This window comes from Cryobacterium sp. GrIS_2_6 (assembly GCF_035984545.1).
GTDB lineage: Bacteria > Actinomycetota > Actinomycetes > Actinomycetales > Microbacteriaceae > Cryobacterium.
This window is the reverse complement of record NZ_JAXCHP010000001.1, coordinates 65,210-92,085: the sequence shown is the minus strand read 5'-3', so window position 1 is coordinate 92,085 and position 26,876 is coordinate 65,210. Positions and strand designations below refer to the sequence as shown.

Below are 26,876 nucleotides of genomic sequence, written 5' to 3'. Positions count from 1 at the left end.
TGTTGCCCTCCATTGACATATCGATGTGATGCCAGGTGCATGATGTCCGGACGAAGGAGTCCCGATGAAGGAAACGACCGTCGACAAGATCCTCGGCCACCCACTCAACGCCTGGTACGTCGCGGCCTGGGACCACGAGGTCAATCGCAAGCCGCTCGCGCGAACCGTCGCGAACCGTCCGCTCGCGCTGTACCGCACCGAGGACGGTGACGCCGTCGCCCTCGCCGACGCGTGCTGGCACCGGCTGGCGCCGCTCTCGATGGGCAAGCTGGAGGGCAGGGACGCCATCCGCTGCCCGTACCACGGCATCCTCTACAATTCGGCGGGCCGCTGCGTCTCGATGCCGGCACAGGAGACCATCAACCCGAGCGCAACGGTCGCGTCCTTCCCCGTCGTGGAACGGTACCGCTACGTCTGGGTGTGGCTCGGCGACGCAGCCCTGGCCGACCCGGAGCTCGTGCCCGACATGCACCAGATGGATGACCCGGAGTGGGCAGGAGACGGCCTGACGATCTCGGTGGACTGCAACTACCAGCTGGTGCTCGACAACCTGATGGACCTGACCCACGAGGAATTCGTGCACAGTTCCTCGATCGGCCAGGAGGCGCTGAGCGAATCCGAGTTCACGGTGCACCATGACGAACGGACCGTCACCGTGGAACGCTGGATGCTCGGCATCGACGCTCCCCCGTTCTGGCTGAAGAACATGCGCGACAAGTTTCCCGGCTTCGAGGGGAAGGTCGACCGCTGGCAGATCATCCACTTCGAATCGCCGACCACGATCAACATCGACGTCGGAGTCGCGCGGGCCGGCACCGGGGCGCCGCAGGGCGATCGAAGCCAGGGCGTCAACGGCTATGTGATGAACACGATCTCGCCCGTCACCGACCGTTCTTCCCGCTACTTCTGGGCGTTCATGCGCAACTACCGGCTCGAAAGCCAGGTGATCACCACCCAGCTGCGCGATGGGGTCTCTGGCGTCTTCCGGGAGGATGAGGACATGCTCGTCGCCCAGCAGGCCGCGATCGACGCCAACCCCGACTACGAGTTCTACAGCCTGAACATCGACGCGGGCGGGATGTGGGTGCGGCGGCTGATCGAACGTCAGCTCGCGGCGGAGGGACGCCTACCCGCGCCCATCGTTGCCGGCTGAGCGGCGACGACGACGATGGCAACGTCCCACGCGGCGGTCTGGCAGCGCGCCACGGTCGTCGACTCGACCGCCCTCACCGACGACATACGCCGGATCGTGCTCGCCCCCGACCGCCCGGCCAAGGTCGACGCAGGCGCGCACATCGACGTGCGCGTGCCGATCGGCGGGGTTCTGGACCGCCGGTCGTACTCCGTCGTCGACGCCGGCCCCGACGGCCGGACCCTGGCGATCAGCGTGCTCGACTCGCCGCGGTCCCGCGGCGGCGCGCGGGCGATGCACGCCCTCCGGCCCGGCGACACCGTCGAGATCACCCAGCCGATCGTCGACTTCCCCCTCCGCGTCGGAGCCGCGCACTACGTGGTGCTGGCCGGCGGCATCGGCATCACGGCGGTCATGGGCATGGCGAGCGTGCTCCGGTCGGTCGGCGCCGACTACACGCTCGTCTACGCCGGGCGCAGCCGGCCGGCGCTGGCCTACGTCGAACAGGTGCAGAACGCGCACGGCGACCGGCTGAGACTCCACATCACCGACGAAGGCAACCCGCTCGACGTCACCGAGCTCGTCGGCGGGGTCGAACCGGGCACCGAACTCTACCTGTGCGGTCCGATCAGGCTGATGGACGCCGTTCGCCGGGCCTGGATCGAACGCGAGCTCCCCTACCCCGACCTCCGGTTCGAGACCTTCGGCAACAGCGGCTGGTTCGCCCCCGAGGACTTCGTCGTGCGCATCCCGCGCCTCGGCGCCGAGGTCACCGTCCGGGCGACCGAGACCATGCTCGAGGCGCTCGAGGCCGCTGAGGTCGACCTGATGTTCGACTGCCGCAAGGGTGAGTGCGGACTCTGCGAGGTGCGCGTGCTCGACCTCGACCTCGACGGAGACATCGACCACCGCGACGTCTTCTACAGCGAGCGCCAGAAGGACTCCCGCGGCACGATGTGCTGCTGCGTGTCCCGAGCCGTCGCCCCGCCCGGCGGCACCGCCGTCGTGACAATCGACATTTCCTGATCCTCCGCACCCGTACCCAACCGCAATCACCATGAAGGAGAACCGCCCATGACACTCACCGTGAACGAGACCGCGACGACCCCGTTCCTCGACCCCGCGGCGTGGTCGGGGAAGATCTATATCAACGGGGAGTGGGTCGCCGGGTCAGGCGGCGATCTCCCGGTCATCGAGCCGGCGACCGGCGACGAGATCGGCCGGATCGGAATCGCCACCCCCGTCGACGTGGCCAGGGCCGCCGCGGGCGCGGCCGCGGCCCAGAAGGCCTGGGCCGCGACCGCGCACCCGGTGCGCGCCGCCGTGCTGCGCCGGGCCGCCGCGCTCCTGGAGGAACACGCCGGCGAGATCATGGACTGGAACGTGCGGGAGGTCGGCGCGGTTCCCGGGCTTGCCGGCTTCGCCCTCCACGTCGGCGCTCAGGAATGCTACGAGGCGGCGGCGTTGCCGTCGCATCCGCTCGGCCAGGTACTCTCGAGCGAGGAGCCGAGGATCTCCATCGCCCAGCGGGTGCCCGTCGGCGTCGTCGGAGTCGTATCGCCGTTCAACGTGCCGATCATCCTCGGCATCCGCGCGGTGGCGCCGGCGCTCGCGCTGGGCAATGCGGTCGTGCTCAAGCCGGACCCGCGCACCGCTGTGACCGGCGGCGTGATGATGGTGCGCATCTTCGAGGAGGCCGGCCTACCCGCCGGGCTCCTGCAGCTGGTGACCGGCGGCGGCGATGTCGGCGAGGCCATCGTCACCGACCCGAACGTGCGGGTGATCGCGTTCACCGGCTCGACCAGGGCCGGTCGCGCCGTCGGCGAGCTCGCGGGAAAGCATCTCAAGCGTGCCCACCTCGAGCTGGGAGGTAATTCCGCCTTCGTCGTACTCGCCGACGCAGACGTCGACAAGGCCGTCAACCTCGCGGCCTGGGGATCGTTCCTGCACCAGGGCCAGATCTGCATGACGGTCGGGCGGCACATCGTGCACGAGAGCATCTTCGACGAGTACGTCGAGAAGCTCGCCGCAAAGGCGGACTCCCTTGCCGTGGGCAACCCCGCCACCGAGCACGTGCACCTCGGCCCGATCATCGACGAGAACCAGCGCGACCGCATCCACCGCCTGGTCACGGGCTCGATCGATTCCGGCGCGAAGCTGAGGGCCGGCGGCAGCTACGACGGGCTGTTCTACCGGCCCACCGTGCTCTCGGACTCGCCGCTGGATGCCCCCGCCTTCTGCGAGGAGGTGTTCGGCCCTGTCGCATCCGTGGTGCGGTTCAGCACAGAGGACGAGGCCGTGGGCATCGCTTCGGCGACCGAATACGGGCTCTCGCTCGGCATCGTGACCGCCGACGCCATGCGCGGCCTCGAACTGGCCCAGCGGATCCCGTCCGGCATCGTGCACATCAACGACCAGACGGTCAATGACGAGGCGAACACACCGTTCGGCGGCGTCGGCTCGTCCGGCACGGGTTCGCGGCAGGGCGGTGCGGAGGCCAACATCGACGCCTTCACGGAGACGCGCTGGATCACCCTGCGCCGCACGCCGGGCAGCTACCCGTTCTGAGCGGAGCCTAGTTCACATCGTTGGGGTGAGAGCCCACGCGGCCCGAGCGCTCGAGCGCGGAAATCGTGGCGAGTTCGGTGTGGCTGAGCTCGAAGTCGAAGACGTCGAGGTTCTCGATCATCCGCTCGCGCCGGTTCGACTTCGGGAAGAGGATGTTGCCGGTCTGCAGGTGCCAGCGGATGACGACCTGAGCGGGGCTCTTGCCGTGCGCCTCGGCCGCGACGACGACGACAGGTTCCTCGAGGAGCGGGTACTTCCCCTGGCCGAGGGGTCCCCACGCCTCGATCTGAATCCCGTGGGCGCGCGTGAACGCGGTGACCTCAGGCTGCTGATGCGCGGGGTGCAGCTCGATCTGGTTGACCGCCGGGACGACATCCGTCTCAGTGAGAAGGCGTTCGAGGTGCGGCACGAGGAAGTTCGAGACGCCGATCGAGCGTGCCCGCCCGGATGCGCGGATCTGTTCGAGCGCCTTCCAGCTCTCGACATAGCGGTCCTTCGCCGGCGTCGGCCAGTGGATGAGGTACAGGTCGACGTAGTCGAGCCCGAGCTTCTCGAGGCTCAGGTCGAAAGCGTCGAATGCGGTCTGGGTGCCCTGTTCGCTGTTCCACAGCTTCGTCGTGACGAAGAGCTCGGAGCGAGGCACGGCGGATGCCGCGATCGCGGCCCCGACTCCGGCTTCGTTCCCGTAGATCGCGGCCGTGTCGAGGTGGCGGTAGCCGACGTCGAGGGCGTCGGAGACGATGCGGGTCGTTTCGTCCGGATCGACCTTGAATACGCCGAAGCCGAGCTGAGGAATGGTGTGGCCGTCGTTGAGGGTCAGGGTGGGCACAGAAGTCGTCATGGGCCCACCCTAAACGCCGGAACCGGACGGAACCTGACCTGCGGTGCTTCAGCGGGTGAGCTGGAGCTTCCACGCCTCGGGCTCGCGGGAGAGATAGCTCACCGTGAACCGGCCCGGGTGACGCTGTTCGAGCTGGGCGAGGAGGGGCAACGGGTCGTGGGGAGCAACGAGGACCAGGCCGCCGCCGGGGAGGACAGCGTCCAGCGCGCCGAAGATCGCGGCGTGCCGGATCGCGTGCGGCAACTGCCGGGCGTCCAGTTCGGGGTACCCCGCGGCCTCGGCCTCCCCGCAGGTGCAGGTGTGGCCGGCGGGCTCGTCGTGGGCCGCGGCCCGGGGTGCGGATGCGGGAAGAAGGGGGATCATGTCAACCATGATTTAAACCTAATATATTCCGCTTTAATTTGCGAACGGGGCGACGACCTTCACAGCCTCGCTGCGACCGTCATTCCTGCGAGGGAGACCTGTCGACAGGCACCCAGTCACCGCGGAGGCGCACCTCGCACAGCTCGGGGAGGACGAAGGGGCGCAGCTCCACGTCGTCCGGGTCGTGCCCGCCGGAGCGGGCGATGCCCCGGATCAGGCCGAGGTGCAGCGAGCACACCACCGCAGGCGTGTGCCTGGCTTCGTCGCGGAAGGGGCAGGCCCGGAGCTCGACGACCATTCCGTCGCGGGCATCCGTCTCGCTCGGCGACGCCGGCTGGCCGGGTGACGCCTCAGGCGATTGCGCGATCGGGTCGAAGCCGAGGCCGTCGAGGATGTGCACGAGCGGCCCGACGTCGCTCGCTCCCCCGGCCGCCCCGGTGCCCGGTTCGCTCTCGCGCGCCTCGGCGTCGAAGGCGGCCGACCAACGCTCGCCGGCGCGGATCGCACGGGCCCGGCCGCCGTCGTCGTCCTCGGCGAGGGCGCCGACGAGGGCATGGCCGAGCAGCCGCTGCACACCGTCCTCGCGCACGGCGGGATTCACGGTGAAAAGGATGCGCGGACGCCCGCGGATCCCGGTCCGGTCGACGGCGCGGCGGATCAGCCCGGCGCCCTCGAGCTGGTCGAGATGGAAGCGCGCGGTCGTCACGTGCAGGCCGATGCTCGCGGCGACGGCGGCGGCGTCGACGGGCTCGCGGGCTCCCGCGATCAACTCGAGCACACGGCGGCGCGCATCCGAGGCGAGGGCCGCGTGCCGGTCGCCGATTCCCTGTCCGTTTACCATAGTTTGAGCGTAACAGTCTCCGGTTAAAGCGCCAGGCCGGGAGGACTCGCCCGCGCGCACGGGGTACCCGGAAGTCTTACGATGGAATGCTCATGATTCCCCTTGTTATCACCTTCCCGCCCGAACTCCCCGTCAGCCAACGCCGCGAGGATATCGCGCGCGCCATCCGCGACAACCAGGTCGTCATCATCGCGGGCGCGACCGGCTCGGGCAAGACCACCCAGATCCCGAAGATCTGCCTCGAACTCGGGCGCACGAGCATCGGCCACACCCAGCCGCGGCGGCTCGCCGCCCGCACGATCGCCGAGCGCATCGCCGAGGAACTCGGCCAGGAGGTCGGCCAGGTCGTCGGTTACCAGGTGCGGTTCACCGACCAGGTCGGTCCGGACACCAGGATCAAGCTCATGACCGACGGCATCCTGCTGAATGAGATGCACCGCGACCGGATGCTGCGCAAATACGACACAATCATCATCGACGAGGCCCACGAGCGCAGCCTCAACATCGACTTCCTGCTCGGCTACCTGAGGCAGCTGCTGCCGCAGCGCCCCGACCTCAAGGTCATCATCACGTCGGCGACGATCGACCCGCAGAGTTTCGCCGAGCACTTCGCGGCCGCCGACGGCACCCCGGCCCCGATCATCGAGGTCTCGGGCCGCACCTACCCGGTCGAGATCCGCTACCGCCCGCTCGTCGCCGAGGCGATGGCCGATGACGACGACGAGGATCAGGCCTCGGCGACGCCGCCGGTGGACCGCGACTACATCGAGGGCATCTCGGCGGCGCTCGACGAACTCGAGCGCGAGTCGAACGGTGACGTGCTCGTCTTCCTGAGCGGAGAGACCGAGATCCGCGATGCAGCGGATGCCCTGCAGGGCAAGTTCGCGAGTGGCGACCGCACGAGCCCGACCGAGGTGCTGCCGCTCTACGGCCGCCTCTCCTCCGCCGACCAGCACAAGGTCTTCCAGCCCTCGACCGTCGCCGGGGTTCGGCGCCGAATCGTGCTCGCGACGAACGTCGCCGAGACCAGCCTGACCGTCCCGGGCATCCGTTACGTCATCGACGCCGGAACCGCCAGGATCAGCCGGTACAGCGTGCGCTCGAAGGTGCAGCGGCTGCCGATCGAGGCGATCAGCCAGGCCTCCGCGAACCAGCGCTCCGGGCGCAGCGGGCGCACGAGCGACGGCATCGCGATCCGGCTGTATTCAGAGGAGGACTTCGGTCGCCGCCCGGAATTCACCGAGCCCGAGGTGCTGCGCACCAACCTCGCCGCCGTGATCCTGCAGATGATCTCGCTCGGCCTCGGCGACATCGCCGCCTTCCCGTTCCTCACCCCGCCGGATTCCCGCGGGATCAAGGACGGCCTCGACCTGCTGGCCGAGCTCGGCGCCGTCGCGCCGGGAAGTGGTGTGAGCAACGCGAGCGGCGGGGTCTCCAAGCTCACCCGGATCGGGCAACAGCTCGCGAAACTCCCGATCGACCCCCGCTTCGGCCGGATGGTCATCGAGTCCAAGACCCAGGGCACCAGCCGTGAGGTGATGGCGATCGTCGCCGGCCTCACCATCCAGGACCCGCGGGAACGACCGCTCGAGCGCCGCGCGCAGGCCGACCAGCAGCACGCGCGGTTCGCGGACCCGACGAGCGACTTCCTCGGCCTGCTGAACCTCTGGAACTACCTCGAGCTCAAGCAGAAGGAGCTCGGCTCGAGCGCCTTCCGCAGGCTCTGCAAGAACGAGTTCCTGAACTACCTGCGGGTGCGCGAGTGGCAGGACGTCTACAAGCAGCTTCGCCAGCTCGCCAAGCCGCTCGGCCTGGCTGTGTTTGATTCCAAAGCCGGCGGCGACGCGGCCGTGAACCCCGACGGCATCCACCGGTCCCTGCTCGCCGGGCTGCTCTCGCACATCGGTCTCAAGGACGTCGCGAAGAAGGACTACATCGGCGCCCGCCAGCAGCGCTTCGTGATCTTCCCCGGCTCTGCGCTCGCGAAGAAGCAGCCGACCGCCGTGATGAGCGCGGAACTCGTGGAGACCAGCCGGCTCTTCGCCCGGATGAACGCCGTCGTCGACCCGGCCTGGGCCGAACCGCTCGCCGGGGACCTCTGCAAGCGCAGCTTCTCCGAACCGCACTGGGAGAAGAAGCAGGGCTCCGTCGTCGCCTACGAGCGGGTCACCCTCTACGGGGTGCCGATCGTGCCGCGCCGCCGCATCCAGTTCTCCCGGGTCGACCCGGCCTACGCCCGCGAGCTCTTCATCCGGCACGCCCTCGTCGACGGTGAGTGGGACCTCGACCGGGTCGACCAGCGCGTCACCGCCTTCGACAGGGCCAACACGAAGCTGCGGAAGGAACTCGCCGAGCTCGAGGAGCGCACCCGGCGCCGCGACATCCTCTTCGACGACGAAGCCGTCTTCGAGTTCTACCAGCGCCGCATCCCGGCGGAGGTCTGCTCGACGCGCACCTTCGAGACCTGGTGGCGCAAGGCGCGCGCCGAGACCCCCGAACTGCTCACGATGACCGCTGAGGCGCTCGTTCCCGACGAGGCGACCCCGGAGATCGACGAGGCCGTCTTCCCGCCCACCTGGCACCAGGGCGACCAGCGTTTCCACCTGAGCTACCGGTTCGAGCCGGGGGCGGATGACGATGGTGTCGCCGCCCTGATCCCGCTCGCCCTCCTGGCCCGGCTCTCCCCCGCCGGCTTCGACTGGCAGGTGCCGGGCCTCCGCGCCGACCTCGTGACCGCGCTGATCAAGTCACTGCCGAAGAGCATCCGTCGCAACGTCGTGCCCGCCGCCGACTGGGCGGCGCGCCTGCTCACCGAGCTGCCGCCTGCGCCCGGCGAGGCCCGCACGGCGAAGGGCACGAGCGGCATGGGCGGCACGAGCATCGGCGCCCGGCTCGGCGCGGGCACCGGGGCGGGTTTCGAGCCCGAAGCCGCCCCGTTCACCGAGATCCTCGCGGGCCTGATCCAGCGGCTCACCTACGTGCCGGTGAACGCGAACGACTTCGAGCTCGGGCGCATACCCGCTCACCTCCGGATGACGTTCCGCGTCGTCGACGACCGCGGGCAGGCGATGGCCTCCGGAAAGGACCTCGGCGAGCTGCAGCGCAGGCTCGGTTCCCGGGCGCGCGAAAGCGTCGCGGCGGCATCCGCTGCAACGCCCGTGAACGCGATCGAGCGCGGCGGCCTCACGACCTGGGATTTCGCGGAACTCCCCCGGTTCATCGACACCAAGCAGGGCGACAACACCATTCGCGGCTACCCGACTCTCGTCGACGAGGGCACGAGCGTCGCGATCCGGATGATGAGCACCGCCGCCGAGCAGGCGAGCACGCTGCCGGGCGGGGTGCGCCGGCTGCTGCTGCTCGCGACGCCGTCTCCGGTCGCCTACGTGCAGCAGCACCTGACCGGGGCGGAGAAGCTCAGCCTCGCCACGAGCCCGTACCGCACCACGCAGGCCCTCTTCGACGACTGCCTCGCGGCCTGCGTCGATGAGGTGCTGTTCCGGGTGAACCCGAGCGGCCAGGTTTTCATGAAGGCCGAGTTCGACTCGATCCGGGACCGCGTGTCCGGGGTGCTGATGGACTCGATGTTCGAGACCGTGGGACTCGTTGCGCGCATCCTCACCGCCTCCCGGGCCGCCGACAAGGCGCTCAAGGCGTCGACGAGCATGGCGCTGCTGCCCGCGCTGACGGATGCCCGTGCCCAGCTGGCCGGACTGATCTACCCCGGCTTCGTGAGCGCGACGGGTCTCGCCCAGCTGCGCCACCTGCCGCGCTACCTCGGCGGCATCAGTTCACGGATCGTGAAACTCGGCGACAACCCCAGCCGCGACCGGGTCTGGATGAACGAAAGCCAGTCAGCCACGGCCCGCTACGAAGCTGCCGGCGGCCGGATTCCGCTGGCCCCCGGCATGGCGGCGAACCTCGTGCGTGCACGCTGGATGATCGAGGAGCTGCGGATCAGCCTGTTCGCCCAGGAGCTCAAGGCCGCGGAGTCGGTGTCGCTGCAGCGGATCCACAAGGTCCTGACCAGCTGACCCCGACATCCGCCGGGGTCAGCTGGCGGCTAGAGCACCTTCGAGAGGAACGCCTGGGTGCGGCGGTGCTGCGGGTTGCTCAGCACGAGCTCGGGGTCTCCGGACTCGACGACGACCCCACCGTCCATGAACACGAGCGAGTCACCGACCTCGCGGGCGAAGCCCATCTCGTGGGTGACCACGATCATCGTCATGCCCTCCTTGGCGAGGCCCTTCATCACGTCGAGCACCTCGCCGACGAGTTCGGGGTCCAGCGCGCTCGTCGGCTCGTCGAAGAGCATCAGCTTGGGCTCCATCGCGAGCGCACGGGCGATCGCGACCCGCTGCTGCTGGCCGCCGGAGAGGTGCGCGGGGTAATAGTCCGCGCGTTCCGCCAGGCCGACCCGCGCGAGCAGGTCGCGCGCGGTGCGCTCGGCCTGCGCCTTGGGCAGCCCCTTCACCCGCAGCGGCGCCTCCATCACGTTCTGAAGTGCGGTCATGTGCGGGAACAGGTTGAAGCGCTGGAACACCATGCCGATATCCCTGCGCTGCTTCGCCGCTTCCTTGGGCGCCATCTCGTAGAGCTTGCCACCGGTCTCGCGGTAGCCGATCAGCTCGCCGTCGACACTCAGCCGCCCGGCGGAGAGCACCTCGAGGTGGTTGATGCAGCGCAGGAACGTGGACTTGCCCGACCCGCTCGGCCCGACGAGGCACATCACCTCGCCGCGTTTGACCTCGAGGGAGATGCTCTTGAGCACCTCGTGCGAGCCGAAGCTCTTCGAGACCTGCTCTGCGAGCACCATCGGCACGTAACCACGGGCAACGGATGCCGCGTTCGGCGTGGTCAGGTCGCTCATGACGGGCCTCCCCGGCCGGTTTCGGGTTCTCGTCCGATGCGGGTCGCCGGCGCCTGCTCGGAGCCGGGCACGATCGTGACGCCCGTGATCGGGTCGGGGTTCTGGCCGCCGCCCTTCTTGTCCGGCTGACGGTCGCCGATGCCGCGCGCGAAACGCTTCTCGAGGAAGTACTGGCCCACCATCAGGATCGAGGTGAAGAACAGGTACCAGATCGACGCGACGATGAGCAGCGGGATCGGGTTGAACGTCTCGGCGGAGATATCACGGGAGCGGGCGAACAGGTCGAAGCTGAACGGCACCGCCGTGACGAGCGAAGTCGTTTTGAGCATCGAGATGACCTCGTTGCCGGTCGGCGGGATGATCACCCGCATCGACTGCGGCAGGATGACCCGGGTCATTGTCTGCGACCAACTCATCCCGAGCGCGGTCGCGGCCTCTTCCTGGCCACGATCAACGGCGAGGAGCCCGGCACGGACGATCTCGGCCATGTACGCGGCCTCGTTGAGCGAGAGGCCGATCACCGCGAGGGCGAACGTGCTGAGCGCGGCGTTCGTCTCGAACGACACCCACGGGTGCATGAACGGGATGCCGATGTCGATGCTCGAATAGATCAGCGAGATCAGGCCCCAGATGGTCAGCTGGACGTAGACCGGTGTGCCGCGGAAGACCCAGAGATAGAACCACGCGAGGCTCTTCACGACCGGGTTGGGCGACAGCCGCATCACCGCGAGGATCACGCCGAGGACGATCGCGATCACCATCGAGTAGACGGTGAGTTCGAGGGTCACGAGCGCGGCCTGGGAAATGCGCCGGTCGAACAGGTACTTCGCGACCGTCGGCCAGTCGTACGCGGGGCGGAAGGCCGCGTCGACGATGGCCAGGGCGAACACCACGATCAGGATGATCGCGAAGACCATCCGCCAGGGGTGACGCAGCCGGATGGCTTTGATGGGAACCGACGCGGCCGGGGTGGCCGGATCGGCCGGGGACGAGGCGGGCCCCGCCCCCCGGCCGTTCAGATTCGGCGTGCTCATCGGTTAGCCGTTCGCGGCTGCGTTGATCGTGATCTTGTCGATGCCGCCGTCGGCGACACCCCACGTGTCGAGGATGGCCTTGTAGCTGCCGTCGTCGACCATGGACTGCAGTGCGGCCTGGACGGCCTTGGCCAGGTCAGAGCCCTTGGCGACGACCAATCCGTACGGTGCGACGTCGAAGGTCTTGCCCGCGAGCTGCAGCTTGCCCTTGGTCTGGGCGATGGCGTAGAGGGTGACGGGAGAGTCGGCGCTGAGCGCGTCGGCCTGGCCCAGTACGACCGAGTTCGTCGCGGCATCCTGGGTGTCGAACTTGAGCTTGTCGATCGCCGGTTTGCCCGCCGCGACGCAGGCGTCGCTCTTGGCGGGAACCTCGTCGGTGTCCTCATAAGTGGTCGCCTGCACGGCGACCTTCAAGCCGCAGGCGTTGTCCGGGTCGACGGTCTTGTCCTTGGCCGATGCCCACTGGATGCCCGCGGTGTAGTAGTTGACGAAGTCGACCTGCTGCTCGCGCTCGGCGGTGTCCGTGAACGAGGACTCGCCCATGTCGGCCTTGCCACCCGCGACGGAGGGGATGATGTTGTCGAACTTGGCGACCTGGAATTCGGCCGTGAGCCCGAGCTTGGTCGCGACCGCGCTCGCGATCTCGATGCCCCAGCCGATGGGCTTGCCTGCTTCATCCTTGAACTCGTTCGGCGCGTAGGTCGGGTCGCTGCCGACGATGAGCTTGCCGGAGGACGCGATCTTGGCGGGAACGAGTGCGGCGGCCGCGTCGTCCTTGGTGATCGTTGCGGCCGAGGCACTGCTGGTCGAGCCGGTCGTAGGCGTCGAGTTGTCGACGCAGCCGGTGAGCATCAGGGCGGCCGCGGCGGCGACCGCGGGGATTAGGTATCGAGCGCGCATATGCGGAACCTTCTTTGTTTGTCGGTGTCAGGGGTTCGTCATTGAGTCCGTAAACGGTAAGCGACAGACGTGAGCATATAACAGGATGCTCACGCGGATTCTGTGCGCAGGTCACGTTTTGGACTAGCTAAAGCGAGCGTGAGGGGGACGTGTCTCGATCAAGTATGGCCGTTGGCGTGTTTCGGGCAGATTTCGCCGGGTGCGACGACAGTGCCCGCACCACCGCCCCACTGAGTTGCGGACAAGGCACCCTCATCGCGACGACGAAGGTGCTTTGTCCGCAACTCAACCCCGGCGAAGGGCGTTATTCGGCGGCCTTGGCCGCGGTCGAGAGCATCGTCACGTAGTCGTCGAGGCCCCAGGTCAGCGAGAGACCCGTCGGCGGTGAGACGGACGAGATGAATGCCGCGCCGACCGGGGAGGCGACGGAGCCACGCTGCACCTGCGGCATGGCCTGGGCGTACCCGGCGGAGAGGAACGCATCCGATTCCTCCTGCGTTGTCCCGAAGTTCACGAGCACGTCACTCGTCATCTTGTCCAGCTGTTCGTGGCTGAGTGTGTAGTAGAAGCTCGCTTCGTCGGTCGCGAGGGCGTCGACGGCGGGTGCGTTCACGAAGCCGAGGTCGAGGGTGAATGCGACGCGGGGGTCTTCCTTCTTGTAGACGTAGAACGTTCCGCCGCTGTCGCTCGTGAGGGCGATGGACTTGCCCGCGAACTCGGGGTGCGCAGCCGCGGCCGCGGCGATCTTCGCGTCGATGCCCGCGAGAAGCGTGGTCGCTTCGGCGGACTTGCCGAGAGCGGTTCCGGTGATCGTGATGAGGTCGCGCCAATCCGTCGCCCAGGGCTGGTCCGGGTAGCCGACCACGGGGGCGATCTTGCTGAGCAGCGCGTACTGCTCGGCGGTGATGCCCGAGTATGCGGCGAGGATGACGTCGGGTGCGGCCTTGGCGATGTCCTCGTACGGCGGCTCCGTGGAGTCGGGCAGCACGGTCGGCGTCGGCGTTCCGCTCGTCGCGAGCGCCTCGGAGATCCAGGGCAGCACGCCCGTGGCGTCACCGGCATATGCCTGGAACGGCATCGCGACGGGAATGACGCCGAGGGCTATCGCGTCGTCCGCGCTCCCCCAGCCCCAGGTCACGACCCGGGTCGGCTGCTTCGGGATCACGGTCGACCCGAAGGCGTTCTCGACGGTGACGGGGAACGACGCGGCCGCGGATTCGCCCGCCGCGGCATCCGTTGACTGGGGCGCGGGCGCGGAACAGCCGGTCAGCGTCAGGACGACGAGGGCGGAGACGGCGACAAGCGCGCGAATGGGGGGACGATGCACGGGAAACTCCGGTTTCTCAGTTGTCTCGGGGAGAAATGTGGTTCAACGAGCTTAGGTTAGCCTTACCTAATATAGCGGATGCCGGGGTCGGCGCGGGGTGGAACCTCCCGATCGGCACGACGAGCGGTGAACCGCAGACCGGGTCGGGGATGACGAGGGCGTCGAGCCCGAAGGCGGAGCGGACGACGTCGACGGTCAGGGTGTCCGCGGGCGGGCCGGCGGCGATGATCCCGCCTGAGCGCATCACGAGCATCTGGTCGGCGTACCGGGCCGCGAGGTTGAGGTCGTGCAGGACCATCACGATCGTGGTCCCCCGGGTGCGGTTGAGCTCGAGGAGGAGGTCGAGGACCTCGATCTGGTGGGCGACGTCGAGGAAACTCGTCGGCTCGTCAAGGAGCAGGATGTCGGTGTCCTGGGCGAGGGCCATCGCGATCCAGACCCGCTGGCGCTGCCCGCCGGAGAGCTCCTCGAGCCGACGCGCGGCGAGGTCGAGGGTTCCGGTGCGCACGAGGGCGTCGGCGACGATGGTGTCGTCGGCGGCCGTGGCGCCGCGGAACCAGCCCTGGTGCGGATGCCGGCCGCGACCGACGAGTTCGCCGACGGTGATGCCCTCCGGCGCGAGCGGCTGCTGCGGCAGGAGGCCGAGCACGATCGCAACCCGCTTGCCCGGAATGGTCGCGATGTCGGTGCCGTCGAGGAGGACCACGCCGGCCTGCGGGGTGAGCAGGCGGGCGAGTCCGCGGAGAAGGGTCGATTTGCCCGAGGCGTTCGCGCCGACGATGACCGTGATCCGGCCGACGGCGATCTCGAGGTCGAGGTCGGTGACGATCGGGACGCCGTCGTAGCCGAGGCCGAGGGCGACGGTACGCAGCTCGTGGTGCGTGCGGTCAGCCGGTTCGGACGCTGCTGGACCCGCGATGGCCGGGACCGCTGTCTGCGGGTCGGAAGCGTGCGGTTCGGGCTGGGTCATCGGGTTCCTTCTGTGCTGTCGCGCGGGATGCCGCGGGCACTTCCGCCTGTGCCGCCAGTGCTGCCGCCCGCGGCTCGGGTCGCGAGCAGCCAGAGCAGGTAGGGCGCGCCGATGGCGCCGGTGACGACCCCGGCCGGCAGTTGGAGTCCGCCAGGGAGCAGGTGCTGGGACGCGAAGTCGGCGGCGCTGACGATCAGGGCGCCGACGAGGGCCGAGGGCACGAGGCTGAGTCCGCCGGTGCCGACGAGGCGGCGGGCGATCGGCGCGGACACGAACGCGACGAACGCGAGCGGGCCGACCATGGCCGTCCCGAGCGCGGCGAGGGCGACGGCGACGATGAGGAGTCCGAGCCGGTTGCGCTCGGCACCGACCCCGAGGCTCGTGGCGAGGTCGTCGCCCAGTTGCAGCGCGCGGAGACGCGGAGCGAGCATCCACACGATCGGCAGGAGCACCGCGAGCCCGACAGCGACGACGGCGATCTCGGGCCAGGCGGCACCGCTCACGCTGCCGACGAGCCAGGTCAGGGCGTCCTGGGCATCGCGGAGCTCGGCGCGGCTGAGCAGGTAGCCGAGCAGGCCCTGAACCATGAACGCGACGCCGACGCCGATGAGCACGAATCGGTAGCCGGCGACGCCGCCGGTGCCTCCGCCGCGACCGCGCCAGGCCAGCAGGTAGATGACGGTCGCGACGAGGATCGCGCCGCCGAAGGCCGCGAAGGCGGTCGCGAGGCTGCCGAAGCCGAGCACGAGCATCCCGAGCACCGCGGCGGCGCTCGCCCCGCCGGTGACGCCGACGATGTCGGGGCTCGCGAGCGGATTGCGCAGCACGGTCTGGAAAAGGGCGCCCGAGAGCGCGAAGGCGAGGCCGGTCAGGAGCGCGAGCACGAGCCGGGGCAGGCGCAGGGTCAGCACGATGAAGTTCTCGGCTCCCGTGCCCTGGCCGGCGAGGGTGCGGAGGAGGTCGGGCACGGAAACGGAATAGGAGCCGGCAGAGAGGCTCAGCGCGGCGACGACGAGCAGCGCCGCTGCGAGGACGATCACGATCCGGCGCTCCCTGCGGCGCCGCGCACCCCGCGTGGCCGCGAGGGTCGCCGCTTCTGCCGAGACGACCCGCTGCACCGGCGATTCTGGGCGGGAACGGCGGCTCTCGGCGAGGTCGGCCGCTACGGCGTGCCGAGTGTGCAGGGTCACAGCCCGACCGCCTTGGTGCCGCGCACGAGAGCAATCAGCACGGGGGCGCCGAGGAACGCGACGACGAGGCCGGCCTCGATCTCGCCGGGGCGGGCGATCACGCGCCCGATCACGTCGGCGAGCAGGAGCAGGGCGGGGCCGAGCAGCGCCGAGAGGGCGAGGGTCCAGCGGTAGTCTGGGCCGGCGAACCAGCGGGCGAGGTGCGGCACCGCGAGGCCGACGAAGACGATCGGGCCGGCGAGGGCGGTCGCCGAGCCGCAGAGCAGCACGACGGCCACGAAGCAGATGATCCGAGCGGCCACGACGTTCTGGCCGAGGCCGCGGGCGAGGTCGTCTCCGAGGGCAAGCGCGTTGAGCATCCGCCCGGCCGTTGCCGCCAGAATCGCGCCGACGAGGATGAACGGCGCGAGTTGCAGGGCCGTGTCGAGGCCGCGGGCGGAGAGGGAGCCCGCCGACCAGAACCGGTAGCGGTCGAAGGTCGCAGGGTCGCTGAGCAGCACGATGGTTATCAGTGAGGTGAGCGCCGCGGTGAGCGCCGTGCCGGCGAGGGTGAGCTTGACGGGGGTCGCTCCCCCGCGTCCGAGCGACCCGATGACGTAGACGACGGATGCCGCGACCGCCGCCCCGACGAAGGCGAACCAGACGTAGCCCAGTGCACTCGTGACTCCGAACACGGCGATGCCGCCGACGACGAAGAGGGAGGCCCCCGCGTTGACGCCGAGCAGGCCGGGATCGGCGAGGGGGTTGCGGGTGACCCCCTGCATGAGCGCACCGGCGAGACCGAGGGCGAGGCCCGCGAGCAGGCCGACGACCGTGCGGGGGATGCGCAGGTCGAGCACGACCAGCTGGTCGGTCACGGCGGGGTCCGGCCGGAACAGGGCGTCGAGAACGGTGCCGAAGGGCACGTCCCGCGCGCCGACCACGAGGGAAGCGATGATCACGAGGACGAGGAGAACGGCCGCGCCGAGGAGCCCGGCCACCGGGCGTCGCCCCGAACCGGTTCGACGGAGTTTTTCGGTTTTTCGGCCCGAAACGGCCCTCTCAGGTGTTTTTTGGGCAGAAACTCCGTCGAATTCGTGCGGGGCGGGGCGGTTCGCGGCCGGATGCTCGGACGGGCGCGCCAGGCGGCTCACTGGGGCTCGGCCTTGCCGAGGCGCCAGTAGCCCATGAAGGAGACGCGCCGGCGGTCGACACCGGTCTCGCTCACGAGCAACCGGCGGAGGCGCTTGATCGCGCCGGCCTCGCCGGCGAGCCAAGCGTAGAAGCCTGCGCCCGGCGGTGTGTCCGGGGTGTCCCACAGGGTTTCGCGGTCGATGTCGATGTCGATGTCGATGTCGATGTCGATGTCGATGTTGGTCGCGTTCACGCCGACGCCGGTCGGGACCTCGGGTCCGCGGTGGCCGGCGACCCAGGTACGCACGGCGGCGACGAGGCGTTCGCCGTGCGGGGCGCCGCCGCGCGGAAGCCAGGTCACGGAGCAGCCGTCCGGGACCCGCACGTCGAGCTGGTCCGCGGCATCCGGCACCTCGAGGAAGGCGTGCGCCGTGCGCCCGGGCTGCAGGGTATCGAGGATGCCGCAGATCGCGGGGACCGCGGTCTCGTCGCCCGCGAGGAGCAGGTAGGTCGCGTCGCCGGGGCGCCAGTCGAGGCCGAGGCCGGCGTCGCGGCTGCGCGAGTCCGGCCCGACGATGACGACGTGCTCGCCGACCTGGGCCGCGGCGAGCCAGCGGGAGGCGGGGCCGGCGCCGGAACCGGCGGCATCCGCTGCGCCGTGGGAGACGAAGTCGACGTCGAGTTCGCGGAGGAGCGGGCGGACCATGCGGACGGTGTAACTGCGGAACGGGTTGCGCTCCGCGTCGGGCAGTGCCCGCCAGCGGTCGTACCAGCCCGTACCGGTGCCCGTGCCAGCGCCCGTCGAGTGCGATTCGTGCTGCTCGTCCACTCCGAAATCGGCGAGGCCGACGCCGGGGATCGGCAGGACGAGCTTGATCCGCTGGTCGAGTCCGGCCGTGCCGAAGTGCTCGAATTCCGGACCGGTGAAGGTCACCCGCACAAAATGCGGGCTCAGACGCCGGATGCCCGCGACCGTCGCCCGGTAGGGCCGGTAGCCGGGGCGTGCATCAGGGAGCAGGTCCTCGCCGGTCACCTCGGTGCTGGGTAAGGTAAGCATTACCTAAGTATGACATCCCGGGGCCGCGCGTGCCGTGTGAGTTCCGTGTGAGCGCACCGGCACGCCGGGCCGGTGCCGAAGGGCCCGTTCGGTGCCGGAGTGGCACCAAGCGGATGTCGGCGCGAGAAGCCGAGACGCCTACAGCCCGACGCTGGCCCCGGTGAAACCGCCGAAACCGCCGCGGACACCATCCCCGGTTTCCACGGGGCGGTCCGGGAGGTTGGACCACTGCGACCAGGATCCGGGGTAGAGGTAGGGGACGAACCCGGCGATCGTGAGCGCGGCGATCTCGTGGGCGGCGGTGACGCCTGATCCGCAGTAGACCCCGATCGGGCGCATCGCTCGCACGCCGAGGGACTCGAAGTGCGCACGCAGCTGGTCGGCGGGCAGGAATCGACCGTCGTCGGCAAGGGTGTCCGTCGTCGGGGCGCTCGCCGCGCCCGGGATGTGGCCGGCGCGCGGGTCGACCGGCTCTGTCTCGCCCCGGTACCGGGCGCCGGCACGCGCGTCGAGGAGGATGCCGGTGCGTGCGATGGCGGCGGCGGTGTCCGCGTCGATCGTAGCGAGCGAGCCGTAGCTGAGGTGTGCGGTGCCGATCGGCGGGTCCGGCTGCTCCCCGGTGACGAGCGGCAACCCCGCCCTCCGCCACGCGGCGAGCGCGCCGTCGAGCAGGAGCACGTTCCGGTGCCCGGCGTGCCGCAACAGCCACCACGCCCGTGCCGCCGACATCAGGCTCAGGTCGTCGTAGACCACGACGGTGTCGTCGTCGTGGATTCCCCAGCGGCGCACCGCCGCCTGCAGGTCGTCTATCGCAGGCAGCGGGTGCCGCCCGTCTTCAGGCGCCCCCGGCCGGGCGAGCTCGGTCTCGAGATCGACGTAGACCGCGCCCGGCAGGTGTCCGGCGGCGTATTCGTCGCGTCCGCTCGGCCCGAGGAGCGCCCACCGGACGTCGAGCACACGGATGTCGTCGCGCGTCTCGAGCAAGCGGGCCAGGTCCTCGGCGGAGATCAAAGTGTTCACGAAACCACGGTACCGGGTGTGCGCGGCGCGGGGACCCGCATCCGCCCACGCCCGGCCCCTTCGATACGGCCCTCGGCACGGCCCTCGGCACGGCCCTCGGCACGGAATTGCGTTCGGTACACGTTCGTTGCGAAAACGGCCGCGCGCGCGACGCAATTCGGCGCGGGGCGGCGACAGATTGCGTGCCGGGGGCCCGACTCGTCCCGCACCGGGCCTCGCCCGTAGACTCAAACGAGTGAGCAGCTACTGGACCCTACTGAAGACGCCCGGGGTTGCCCGTCTGATCGCCGCGCAGCTGACCGCCCGTTTCCCGTTCGGGATGCTCTCGCTCGCGTTCCTGATCCACATTGAGCGCGTCTACGACTCCTATGGGTCCGCCGGCCTCGTGCTCGGTGCAATGAGCATCGGCCAGGCCGTCGCCGGGCCGCTCACGAGCCGCCTGATGGGCCGCTGGGGCATGCGCCCGGTCATCATCGCCACGATCGCGATCTGCGCGAGCGCCATCGTCGTGATGGCGCTGTTGATCCTGCCGATCTGGGGACTGATGGTGATCGGCCTCGTCGCGGGGCTGACGACACCGCCGATCCAGCCGGCCGTGCGCACGATCTACCCGAAGATCGTCAACTCCCGCCAGCTCACCCCGCTGTTCTCGCTCGACGCTTCCGCCCAGGAGATCATCTGGGTGCTCGGACCGGTCATCGCCACATTCGTCGCGATCCAGATCAGCTCGGTCGCGGGCATCCTCCTCGCCGCGGCCTTCCTGGTCGGCGGCGGCATCTGGTTCGTCGTGCTGCCCGAGGTCGGCCGGGTACGGATCCCGCGCAGCCGCCGCAAGCTCGGCGCCGTGCTCAAGCGCCCGCCCGTACTCCTCAGCACCGTCGTCGGCTTCATGCTCGTCGCGGCCTGCTCGGCCGTCGAGGCCGGCGTCGTCGCGGCATTCGGTCACGGCAGCTCGGACTCCGGCTGGGTGCTCGGCATCTTCGCGATCGGCTCGCTCGTCGGCGGCCTCGCGCTCGGTCACGCGCCGATCGGCCCGTGGGCCCTCGCCGGGCGGATGCTGATCGTCACGATCGGCCTCTCCCTCGCGACTCTCGGCCTCAGCTTCTGGTGGCTCGCCGCAACCCTGCTCCTCGCGGGCATCGGCATCGCGCCGGCCTTCGCTGTGCTGTTCGGGATCGTCTCCGCGAGCGTCAAGTTCAGCGACACCGCCGAGGCATACGGTTGGGTCGGCACCGGCCAGCTGATGGGCGCGGCGCTCGGGTCCGCGACGGCCGGCTTCATGATCGACCACAACGGCGCCGGGTCCGCGATCCTCGTCGCCGCCGGTTTCGCCGCGCTCGGCACCCTGATCCCCGCTCTCGGTCGCCGCTGGCACCCGGACCTCCGCGGCCGCGACGCCGGCCCGATCCCGGACACCGCGCCGATCCAGATCCAGGTCTCCTAGCCGCTCCCTCCCCCTGCACTGTCGCCGCCTCGGCGACGCTGCGCAGGTCATCCGTGTCATCGACGCTGAGGCCGACCTCGGTCAGGGTGTTCGGCAGCCCGACCCGGGTCGTGAACTCGATGAAGTCACGGATCTCCTGGGTCGGGGCGTCCGCGAGCACGAGCTGGGTGACCGAGCCGATGTTGACCTTCTGCCCGTGCGCGAGCCCGTGACGATCTCCTTTTCGAGCGATACGGCACCGCTGCGGAACGCGGTATTCAGCGGATACCGCCAGCCTAAATTCGCAGGTCACCTACATCGTGGATTCCCCAGGCGCCCCGCGCCTCACCCCGTTGAGCTTCGGGTTCCACGAGGCCGCGCACGCCACCGCATTCGGCAAGATCATGTTGAGCGGCATGACCGGAGAAAAGCGGGACCAGTACCTCGACGCTCCTGGGTTGCCGCGGCTGACCCCGGCGACGATCACGGATCGCGGGGAACTCGAGCGTCAGCTCGAGACGAGAAGCGTGCACCCCGCCGAGCCGCCCCTTTCGCGAAAGCGGGTGACTCGTCGTTCAGACCGCGTCAAACCGACCATTCCCCCGCTTTCGTGGTCAGCAGCCGGGCGGGTTTAATGGACCCATGACCTTCTCGCCCGTGTTGCAGTTCCACGACGGCCACTCCATCCCGCAGCTGGGGCTCGGGGTGTACAAGATTCCGGATGCCGACGCGGCCGATGCGGTGCAGGTCGCGCTCGAGTCCGGGTACCGGCACGTCGACACCGCGGCGCTCTACGCCAATGAGGCCGGCGTCGGCGAGGGCATCGCCCGGGCCGCACTCCCCCGCGGCGACGTCTTCGTGACGACCAAGGTGTGGAACGCCGACCACGGCTACGACAGCACCCTGCGTGCCTTCGACGAGAGCCTCGGCAAGCTCGGGCTCGACTACGTCGACCTGTACCTGATCCACTGGCCGGCCCCACGCCAGGACAAGTACGTCGACACCTGGCGGGCCCTCGAGGCGATCCGCGCCGACGGGCGGGCCCGCTCGATCGGTGTCTCTAACTTCCACCCGCATCACCTCGACCGGCTTCTCGCCGAGACCGACGTGGTTCCCGTGGTCAACCAGATCGAGCTGCACCCCTGGCTGCCGCAAGCGGATGCCCGTGCCTACGACGCCGCCAACGGCATCCTCACCGAAGACTGGTCGCCCCTCGCCCGCGGCAGGGCGATCGGCAACCCGACACTCGACGCCATCGGCGCCCGCTACGGCAAGTCAGCAGCGCAGGTCGTGATCCGCTGGCACCTCGACCTCGGGAACATCGTGATCCCGAAGTCGGTGACACCGTCCCGCATCCGGGAAAATCTCGACGTCTTCGACTTCAGCCTGGACGCGGCCGACCTCGCCGCGATCGCGACCCTCGACTCCGGCGAGCGCACCGGCCGAGACCCCGACGACCTCGGCTGATCGCCCCCCGCACTCGCCCCGCACGCACCAGCACCCGCACGCACCAGCATCCGCACGCTCCAGCATCCGCGCGCACCAGCATCCGCGAGAGTGCTACCAGCGCGGGTGGATCTGGGCGCGGAGGAGGCGGTCGTAGATGTCGCGTACACCGGCGAGGAACTCGGCGCTGAGCGGAGGAACCGACCCGGCGGCCGCGTTGCCCTGCGCCTGCGCGATCGAGCGCGCGCCGGGGATGACGGCGCTCACGCCGTCCTGCTGGGCGACCCAGGCGAGCGCGGCCTGTGCGGGCGTGAGCCCGGCGGGAACGAGTGCGGCGAACTCCGCGGCCGCCGTGAGGCCGGTCTCGTAGTCGACGCCCGAGAAGGTCTCGCCGACGTCGAAGTGGCTGCCGTCGCGGTTGTAGTTGCGGTGGTCGTTCTCGGCGAAGGTCGTGGCACGGGTGTACTTGCCGGTGAGCAGACCACTCGCGAGCGGCACCCGGGCGATGATGCCGACCCCGGCGGCGCGGGCCGCGGGAAGCACGGCGTCGAGCGGCTTGAGCCGGAACGCGTTCAGGATGATCTGCACCGTCGCGGTGCCCGGGCGGGAGATCGCCGCGAGGGCCTGGTCGCAGGTCTCGACGCTGAAGCCGTACGCGGCGATGGCGCCGTCGGCGACGAGGGTGTCGAGCGCGTCGTAGACCTCGCCCGACTCGACGACCGCGCTCGGCGGGCAGTGCAACTGCACGAGGTCGAGGGTGTCGACGCCGAGGTTGCGGCGGGAGCGTTCGGTCCAGGCCCGGAAGTTGGCGAGCACATAGTTCTCGGCGAGCTGGTCGACGCGGCGGCCCATCTTGGTCGCGACCGTGATCCCGGCGTCCACGCCGGCAGAGGCGAGGTAGCGCCCGATGATCTGCTCGCTGCGTCCGTCGCCGTAGACGTCCGCGGTGTCGAAGAAGGTGACGCCGGCGTTCGCGGATGCCGCGAGAACGGCGGTCGCATCGGCCTCGCTGACGTCCCCCCAGTCCGCTCCCAGTTGCCAGGTTCCGAGCCCGATCACGGAGACGGTTCGGTCGGTTCTTCCCAGGGTGCGTGTGTCCATGTCCCCAGCATAATCATCCGCCCGGCCGCCCCGGTCAGCGTGCGGCAGCGGATGCCGGTGCGCGCGGCCCCTCCGGGTCCACCGGTCGGCCGTCGACCCCGGTCGCGGTCTCGATGACCGCGGCAAGTTCCCGGGCCAGGCGCGGCCGGATCAGGTGGTCATTCGCCTCCACGCGGTGCATCGTGACGTGGCGCATCCGCTCGATCACGGTCAGGCTGCCCGACTGGATGAACGCGTCGAGGCTGCCGTAGACGACGTCGACGGGCACGCGCAGGATCGCGATGTCGCTCACGAGAGTCTGCGATTCGATGCAGTGCTCGAGGGACTTCACGAAGGGGGTCCAGTTGCGTTCGGTGATCTCGAACACGCCCTTGGGCAGCAGCCGCGAGATGATCGCGGCGTTGCCGATGGTGAAGTCCTTGTTCTCCCTCAGGAAGGCGTATGCACGCAGGTAGACGCTGACCCTGGCGCGCACCCAGCGGTCGCCGATCTCCGTGGGTGAGAGGTACACGGGCGGCCCCACGAGCACGACCCGGGAGATCCGGATGCGACGGTCCCGCCGTGAGGCCTGGAGCGCCGCGAGCCGGGCGACGATGAGGCTGCCGAGGGAATGGCCGACGAGCACGAATGGCTCGCGCAGCCGGAGCGAGCGGATCGTCGCGGCGAGCGCCTCGACGTGGTCCTCAAGCAGGTACTCGCAGCCCTCGGGCGCCGGCGATTCGCCGAAGCCGAGGATGTCGACGGCGATGACCCGGTGCCGCGGGGTGAGCAGCGGCACCAGTTCCCGGAACGTCACGGACGAACTGGCAATGCCGTGCACGAGGATGACGACCGGCCCCGTGCCTTCATCGGTCGCGATGTGCAGGAGGGGCGGGCGGCGTCGACGGAACCGATCCCTCATCGCCCCCCACCATCCCATGACTCAAGTATCGTCGCGCAGGCCTTCCTTGAACTCCTTGGTGGCCTTCGTCGCGTCGCGCTCGGCCTCGGCGTGCTTGACGCCGGCCTCCGCGCGCTTGACCTCGGCATCCGCCTTGATCTCGTCGACCTTGTCTTCGATCCGGTCTTTGGTGTCCTCGAACGTCCGGCTGATCTTCTGTCCGGTCGCGTCGAGGGCGTCCTTGGCGTTCTCTGCGAATCCCATGTTTCCTCCGTTGTGTGTCGAATGTGTCTCATGGAGCGTGCCTGTCCGGGAGAGCGTGTCCCGTGGATCGTGTGTCCCGTGGCACTCGGCCGGCGTTGCCTTGCCGATGAATCGACACTAACAACTGCCCCTGCACCGAGACGGGATTGTGATTCGACTCCCAGACCGCATCCAGACAGTGGTCTCCGGGTGCGCCATAAAGTTGCCCCATGAAAAGTTTTCCCGCCGCCGCAGCGCTCCTCGCCGCCGTGCTCCTGCTGGCCGGATGCTCCGCCTCCGGTTCGTCGAACGATGCCGGCTCGTCCGTGACGAACCCCGGAACCGGCGCCGCGACGGGCGAGGGAACGACCAAGGATTCCGGGATCGTCGGGGCCCCGCAAGCCGGAGACGCCGCCGGGAGCGCCACCTCGGGCACCGTCGCCGGCAGCACGAGCGAAGTCGCCTCGGGCCAACGGGACGTGATTATGACGGGATCGATGTCGGTCACGGCAAAAGACCCGATCAAAGCGACGCAGGACGCCGTGACGATCACCGAGCAGGCCGGCGGCCGCATCGACAGCCGCACCGAGAACCCCGCGACCGACAACCAGCCGGCCAGCGCAACCCTCACCCTGCGCATCCCGGCCGCCGCCCTCGACCGCACGGTGACCGACCTGAAGAAGCTCGGCACCCTCAACTCCGTGTCGCTCAACGCCTCGGACATCACCCAGCAGACCCAGGACCTCGATGCCCGCATCACCGCCCTGAAGACCTCCGTCGACCGGCTGCTCGCACTGATGCAGCAGGCGACGACGACAGACCTGATCGCGATCGAGGGCACGCTCTCCCAGCGGCAGGCGGACCTCGAAAGCCTGCAGTCGCAGCGCAATTTCCTGTCAGATCAGGTCGACTTCTCGTCGATCACGCTCTCCCTCTACTCAACGGGCGCCGTCGCGCCCGGCGCCCCCGGCGACTTCTGGACCGCGATCGGGGCCGGCTGGGCGGCGCTGGTCGGCGCGCTCGGCGCCGCGCTCGTCGGCATCGGCTACGCGCTGCCGTGGATCGCACTCCTCGGCGTGACCGCGCTCATCGTGATCCTCATCGTGCGGATGTCCCGGCGCAAGGGAAAGGCTGCTTAGGCTTGGGGGGTGACCCACTCCACCCCCCACCGCTCCCCGCCGGGCCCCACAAAGGTACGTCGAACGGATGTCTGACGCCACCGTCAGCATCGGGGTCTTCGACAACGCGGGCTACACCCGCGCGGTCCTCGACCTGACCATGCGCCTCGCCGAGGTCATCTTCGCCGCCGGTGCCGGCGCCGAGGACGCCACCGCCGCGATGGAAGCGATCACCCGCGCGTACGGGCTCAAGGGCACCGAGGCGAACGTGACGCACACGATCATCGCCCTCACCCACGAGGATCCGGGCACGCACGAGTCGATCACGCGCAGCCGCAACGTCAAGTACCGCTCGCTCAACTACGGGAAGCTGACCGCCACGAGTGAGCTGATCGCCGAACTCATCGAGAATCCCATCGATGTCGCCGACGCGCGCAAGGCCCTCGCGACCATCGTGAGCGCCCGGCCCCAGGTCACCGCACTCTGGCGTCGGCTCGGCTGGAGCCTCGTCGGCGCCGGCGCTGCCGTACTGATCGGGGGCGGCCTCACCGTGCTCGTCGCCGCGTTCATCGCGACCTTCTTCATCGACCTGATCACGACGGCGCTCGACCGGCGACAGGTGCCGGTCTTCTACCAGAACGTCGTCGGCGGGGCCATCGGCCCGATGACGGCCGCCGTCGTCGCGCTCGTCGACCCGTCCGCGAATCCCTCCCTCGTCGTGATCGCGACGATCATCATGCTGCTCGCCGGGGTCACGACCTTCGGCGCGGTCCACGACACCCTGTCCGGCTTCTACCTCACCGGAACCGCCCGCATGATGGAGGCACTCCTCATCACCGGCGGCCTCGTGACCGGCGTCGCGGGGGCATCGCTCCTCCTCGCCCGCTTCGGCCTGGTGCTGAGGGTGAATGGCAACGTCGCGTTGACGTTCGCCGACGTGGCCGCGCTGCTCGCGGCATCCGTCGTCATCGTCGTGGGCTTCGCGCTCGCGGTGCAGGTGCCGTGGCGCGCCTACTGGGTCGTCTGCCTCCTCGGGGCGCTCGCCGAACTCCTGTACCTGGCTGGCACGAGCGCGGGCTTCGGGCTGGTCTGGTCGTCGGCGGCTGCGGCCGTCGGAGTGGGGCTCGCCGCTGCGCTCACCTCGCGGGTCGTGCGCACGCCCCCGCTCGTGATCGTCGTGACGGCACTCGTGCCGCTCGTGCCGGGGCTGACCCTGTTCAGCGGCCTGCTGCAGCTCTCGGACGGCAACATCGACGGCGTGCTCAGCATGCTGACCGCCGGTGCGGTCGCCGTGGCGCTGGCAGCAGGGGCGATCCTCGCCCAGTACCTCGTGCAGTTCGTCTGGGGTCCGGCACGCAGGCTACAGCGCCGCTTCGTGGGTCCGCTGATGGCGCTCCCCGTGCGGCTCAGCCGCAGCCCGGGCAAGCGCATCTAGCGAC

24 protein-coding genes and 1 pseudogene are annotated in these 26,876 nt (G+C 69.6%); 9 read left to right on the top strand and 16 right to left on the bottom strand.

Annotation, left to right across the window (positions count from 1 at the left end; all coding sequences use genetic code 11):
- Nucleotides 1-64 precede the first annotated feature (64 nt).
- Genes RCH22_RS00480 through RCH22_RS00470 form a run of 3 tightly spaced genes read left to right on the top strand, consistent with a single transcriptional unit; the run spans nt 65 to nt 3,700 of the window.
- Complete coding sequence (locus RCH22_RS00480) at nt 65-1,153, top strand: aromatic ring-hydroxylating dioxygenase subunit alpha (RefSeq protein ID WP_327012369.1); 1,089 nt, start codon at nt 65-67, stop codon at nt 1,151-1,153.
- Between the two features lie 15 nt (nt 1,154-1,168).
- Entirely contained in the window at nt 1,169-2,158 is a 990-nt protein-coding gene (locus RCH22_RS00475) for a PDR/VanB family oxidoreductase (RefSeq protein ID WP_327012368.1), read from the top strand.
- A 48-nt stretch (nt 2,159-2,206) separates the two neighbouring features.
- Nucleotides 2,207-3,700 carry an aldehyde dehydrogenase family protein gene (locus tag RCH22_RS00470; protein ID WP_327012367.1) on the top strand — a complete coding sequence of 498 codons (1,494 nt, stop codon included), beginning with the start codon at nt 2,207-2,209 and terminating at the stop codon, nt 3,698-3,700.
- 7 nt (nt 3,701-3,707) lie between these two features.
- Here the strand turns inward: RCH22_RS00470 and RCH22_RS00465 are convergent, their stop codons facing one another.
- The 3 genes from RCH22_RS00465 to RCH22_RS00455 form a co-directional block, all read right to left on the bottom strand.
- Complete coding sequence (locus RCH22_RS00465; RefSeq protein WP_327012366.1) at nt 3,708-4,541, bottom strand: aldo/keto reductase; 834 nt, start codon at nt 4,539-4,541, stop codon at nt 3,708-3,710.
- 48 nt (nt 4,542-4,589) lie between these two features.
- Entirely contained in the window at nt 4,590-4,913 is a 324-nt protein-coding gene (locus RCH22_RS00460) for a DUF2249 domain-containing protein (RefSeq protein ID WP_327012365.1), read from the bottom strand.
- Nucleotides 4,914-4,983: 70 nt separating this feature from the next.
- Nucleotides 4,984-5,745: a helix-turn-helix domain-containing protein gene (locus tag RCH22_RS00455; RefSeq protein WP_327012364.1), complete on the bottom strand. Its 762-nt coding sequence runs from the start codon at nt 5,743-5,745 to the stop codon at nt 4,984-4,986.
- A gap of 92 nt (nt 5,746-5,837) precedes the next feature.
- On the opposite strand from RCH22_RS00455, the gene hrpA reads away from it, so the two are divergent.
- Nucleotides 5,838-9,779 carry an ATP-dependent RNA helicase HrpA gene (gene hrpA / locus RCH22_RS00450; protein WP_327012363.1) on the top strand — a complete coding sequence of 1,314 codons (3,942 nt, stop codon included), beginning with the start codon at nt 5,838-5,840 and terminating at the stop codon, nt 9,777-9,779.
- Nucleotides 9,780-9,808: 29 nt separating this feature from the next.
- On the opposite strand, the gene RCH22_RS00445 is transcribed toward hrpA, so the two are convergent.
- From RCH22_RS00445 to RCH22_RS00405, 9 genes are all read right to left on the bottom strand, one after another.
- On the bottom strand, nt 9,809-10,561 hold the full coding sequence (locus RCH22_RS00445) for an amino acid ABC transporter ATP-binding protein (protein ID WP_327015422.1): 753 nt from the start codon (nt 10,559-10,561) through the stop codon (nt 9,809-9,811).
- Nucleotides 10,562-10,611: 50 nt separating this feature from the next.
- Entirely contained in the window at nt 10,612-11,532 is a 921-nt protein-coding gene (locus RCH22_RS00440; protein ID WP_327015421.1) for an amino acid ABC transporter permease, read from the bottom strand.
- A gap of 120 nt (nt 11,533-11,652) precedes the next feature.
- Complete coding sequence (locus tag RCH22_RS00435; protein WP_327012362.1) at nt 11,653-12,549, bottom strand: ABC transporter substrate-binding protein; 897 nt, start codon at nt 12,547-12,549, stop codon at nt 11,653-11,655.
- 304 nt (nt 12,550-12,853) lie between these two features.
- The gene (locus tag RCH22_RS00430) at nt 12,854-13,876 is read right to left on the bottom strand and encodes an ABC transporter substrate-binding protein (protein ID WP_327012361.1); all 1,023 of its coding nucleotides are present in this window, start codon (nt 13,874-13,876) and stop codon (nt 12,854-12,856) included.
- A gap of 16 nt (nt 13,877-13,892) precedes the next feature.
- Nucleotides 13,893-14,846 (bottom strand): ABC transporter ATP-binding protein, encoded by a 954-nt coding sequence (locus RCH22_RS00425; protein WP_327012360.1) that lies wholly within the window; start codon nt 14,844-14,846, stop codon nt 13,893-13,895.
- Nucleotides 14,843-16,036 carry an iron chelate uptake ABC transporter family permease subunit gene (locus RCH22_RS00420; protein WP_327012359.1) on the bottom strand — a complete coding sequence of 398 codons (1,194 nt, stop codon included), beginning with the start codon at nt 16,034-16,036 and terminating at the stop codon, nt 14,843-14,845. The genes RCH22_RS00425 and RCH22_RS00420 overlap by 4 nt, the downstream gene beginning before the upstream one ends.
- Entirely contained in the window at nt 16,033-17,016 is a 984-nt protein-coding gene (locus RCH22_RS00415) for an iron chelate uptake ABC transporter family permease subunit (RefSeq protein WP_327012358.1), read from the bottom strand. Before RCH22_RS00415 ends, RCH22_RS00420 begins: the two co-directional genes overlap by 4 nt.
- A gap of 149 nt (nt 17,017-17,165) precedes the next feature.
- Nucleotides 17,166-18,206, bottom strand: coding sequence for a siderophore-interacting protein (locus RCH22_RS00410; RefSeq protein WP_327012357.1), 1,041 nt, complete (start codon nt 18,204-18,206; stop codon nt 17,166-17,168).
- 138 nt (nt 18,207-18,344) lie between these two features.
- A complete protein-coding gene (locus RCH22_RS00405; RefSeq protein ID WP_327015420.1) occupies nt 18,345-19,217 on the bottom strand; it encodes a sulfurtransferase in 873 nt (290 codons plus the stop codon).
- Nucleotides 19,218-19,461: 244 nt separating this feature from the next.
- On the opposite strand from RCH22_RS00405, the gene RCH22_RS00400 reads away from it, so the two are divergent.
- The gene (locus tag RCH22_RS00400; protein ID WP_327012356.1) at nt 19,462-20,670 is read left to right on the top strand and encodes an MFS transporter; all 1,209 of its coding nucleotides are present in this window, start codon (nt 19,462-19,464) and stop codon (nt 20,668-20,670) included.
- A 7-nt stretch (nt 20,671-20,677) separates the two neighbouring features.
- Here RCH22_RS00400 and RCH22_RS00395 read toward each other — a convergent pair.
- Nucleotides 20,678-20,881: pseudogene (locus RCH22_RS00395) on the bottom strand (glycerol dehydrogenase); the annotation flags it as partial.
- 88 nt (nt 20,882-20,969) lie between these two features.
- Between RCH22_RS00395 and RCH22_RS00390 the strand changes: the two are divergent.
- A complete protein-coding gene (locus tag RCH22_RS00390) occupies nt 20,970-21,284 on the top strand; it encodes an IclR family transcriptional regulator C-terminal domain-containing protein (protein ID WP_327012355.1) in 315 nt (104 codons plus the stop codon).
- A 7-nt stretch (nt 21,285-21,291) separates the two neighbouring features.
- Nucleotides 21,292-22,116: an aldo/keto reductase gene (locus RCH22_RS00385; RefSeq protein WP_327012354.1), complete on the top strand. Its 825-nt coding sequence runs from the start codon at nt 21,292-21,294 to the stop codon at nt 22,114-22,116.
- Between the two features lie 93 nt (nt 22,117-22,209).
- Here the strand turns inward: RCH22_RS00385 and RCH22_RS00380 are convergent, their stop codons facing one another.
- Genes RCH22_RS00380 through RCH22_RS00370 form a run of 3 tightly spaced genes read right to left on the bottom strand, consistent with a single transcriptional unit; the run spans nt 22,210 to nt 24,340 of the window.
- The gene (locus tag RCH22_RS00380; RefSeq protein ID WP_327012353.1) at nt 22,210-23,196 is read right to left on the bottom strand and encodes an aldo/keto reductase; all 987 of its coding nucleotides are present in this window, start codon (nt 23,194-23,196) and stop codon (nt 22,210-22,212) included.
- A 34-nt stretch (nt 23,197-23,230) separates the two neighbouring features.
- Nucleotides 23,231-24,097: an alpha/beta hydrolase family protein gene (locus RCH22_RS00375; protein WP_327012352.1), complete on the bottom strand. Its 867-nt coding sequence runs from the start codon at nt 24,095-24,097 to the stop codon at nt 23,231-23,233.
- Nucleotides 24,098-24,118: 21 nt separating this feature from the next.
- Nucleotides 24,119-24,340, bottom strand: coding sequence for a hypothetical protein (locus RCH22_RS00370; protein ID WP_134449340.1), 222 nt, complete (start codon nt 24,338-24,340; stop codon nt 24,119-24,121).
- A 209-nt stretch (nt 24,341-24,549) separates the two neighbouring features.
- Between RCH22_RS00370 and RCH22_RS00365 the strand changes: the two genes are divergently transcribed.
- Entirely contained in the window at nt 24,550-25,458 is a 909-nt protein-coding gene (locus RCH22_RS00365) for a DUF4349 domain-containing protein (RefSeq protein ID WP_327012351.1), read from the top strand.
- Between the two features lie 67 nt (nt 25,459-25,525).
- The gene (locus RCH22_RS00360; RefSeq protein ID WP_327012350.1) at nt 25,526-26,872 is read left to right on the top strand and encodes a threonine/serine exporter family protein; all 1,347 of its coding nucleotides are present in this window, start codon (nt 25,526-25,528) and stop codon (nt 26,870-26,872) included.
- The last annotated feature ends 4 nt before the right edge of the window (nt 26,873-26,876 follow it).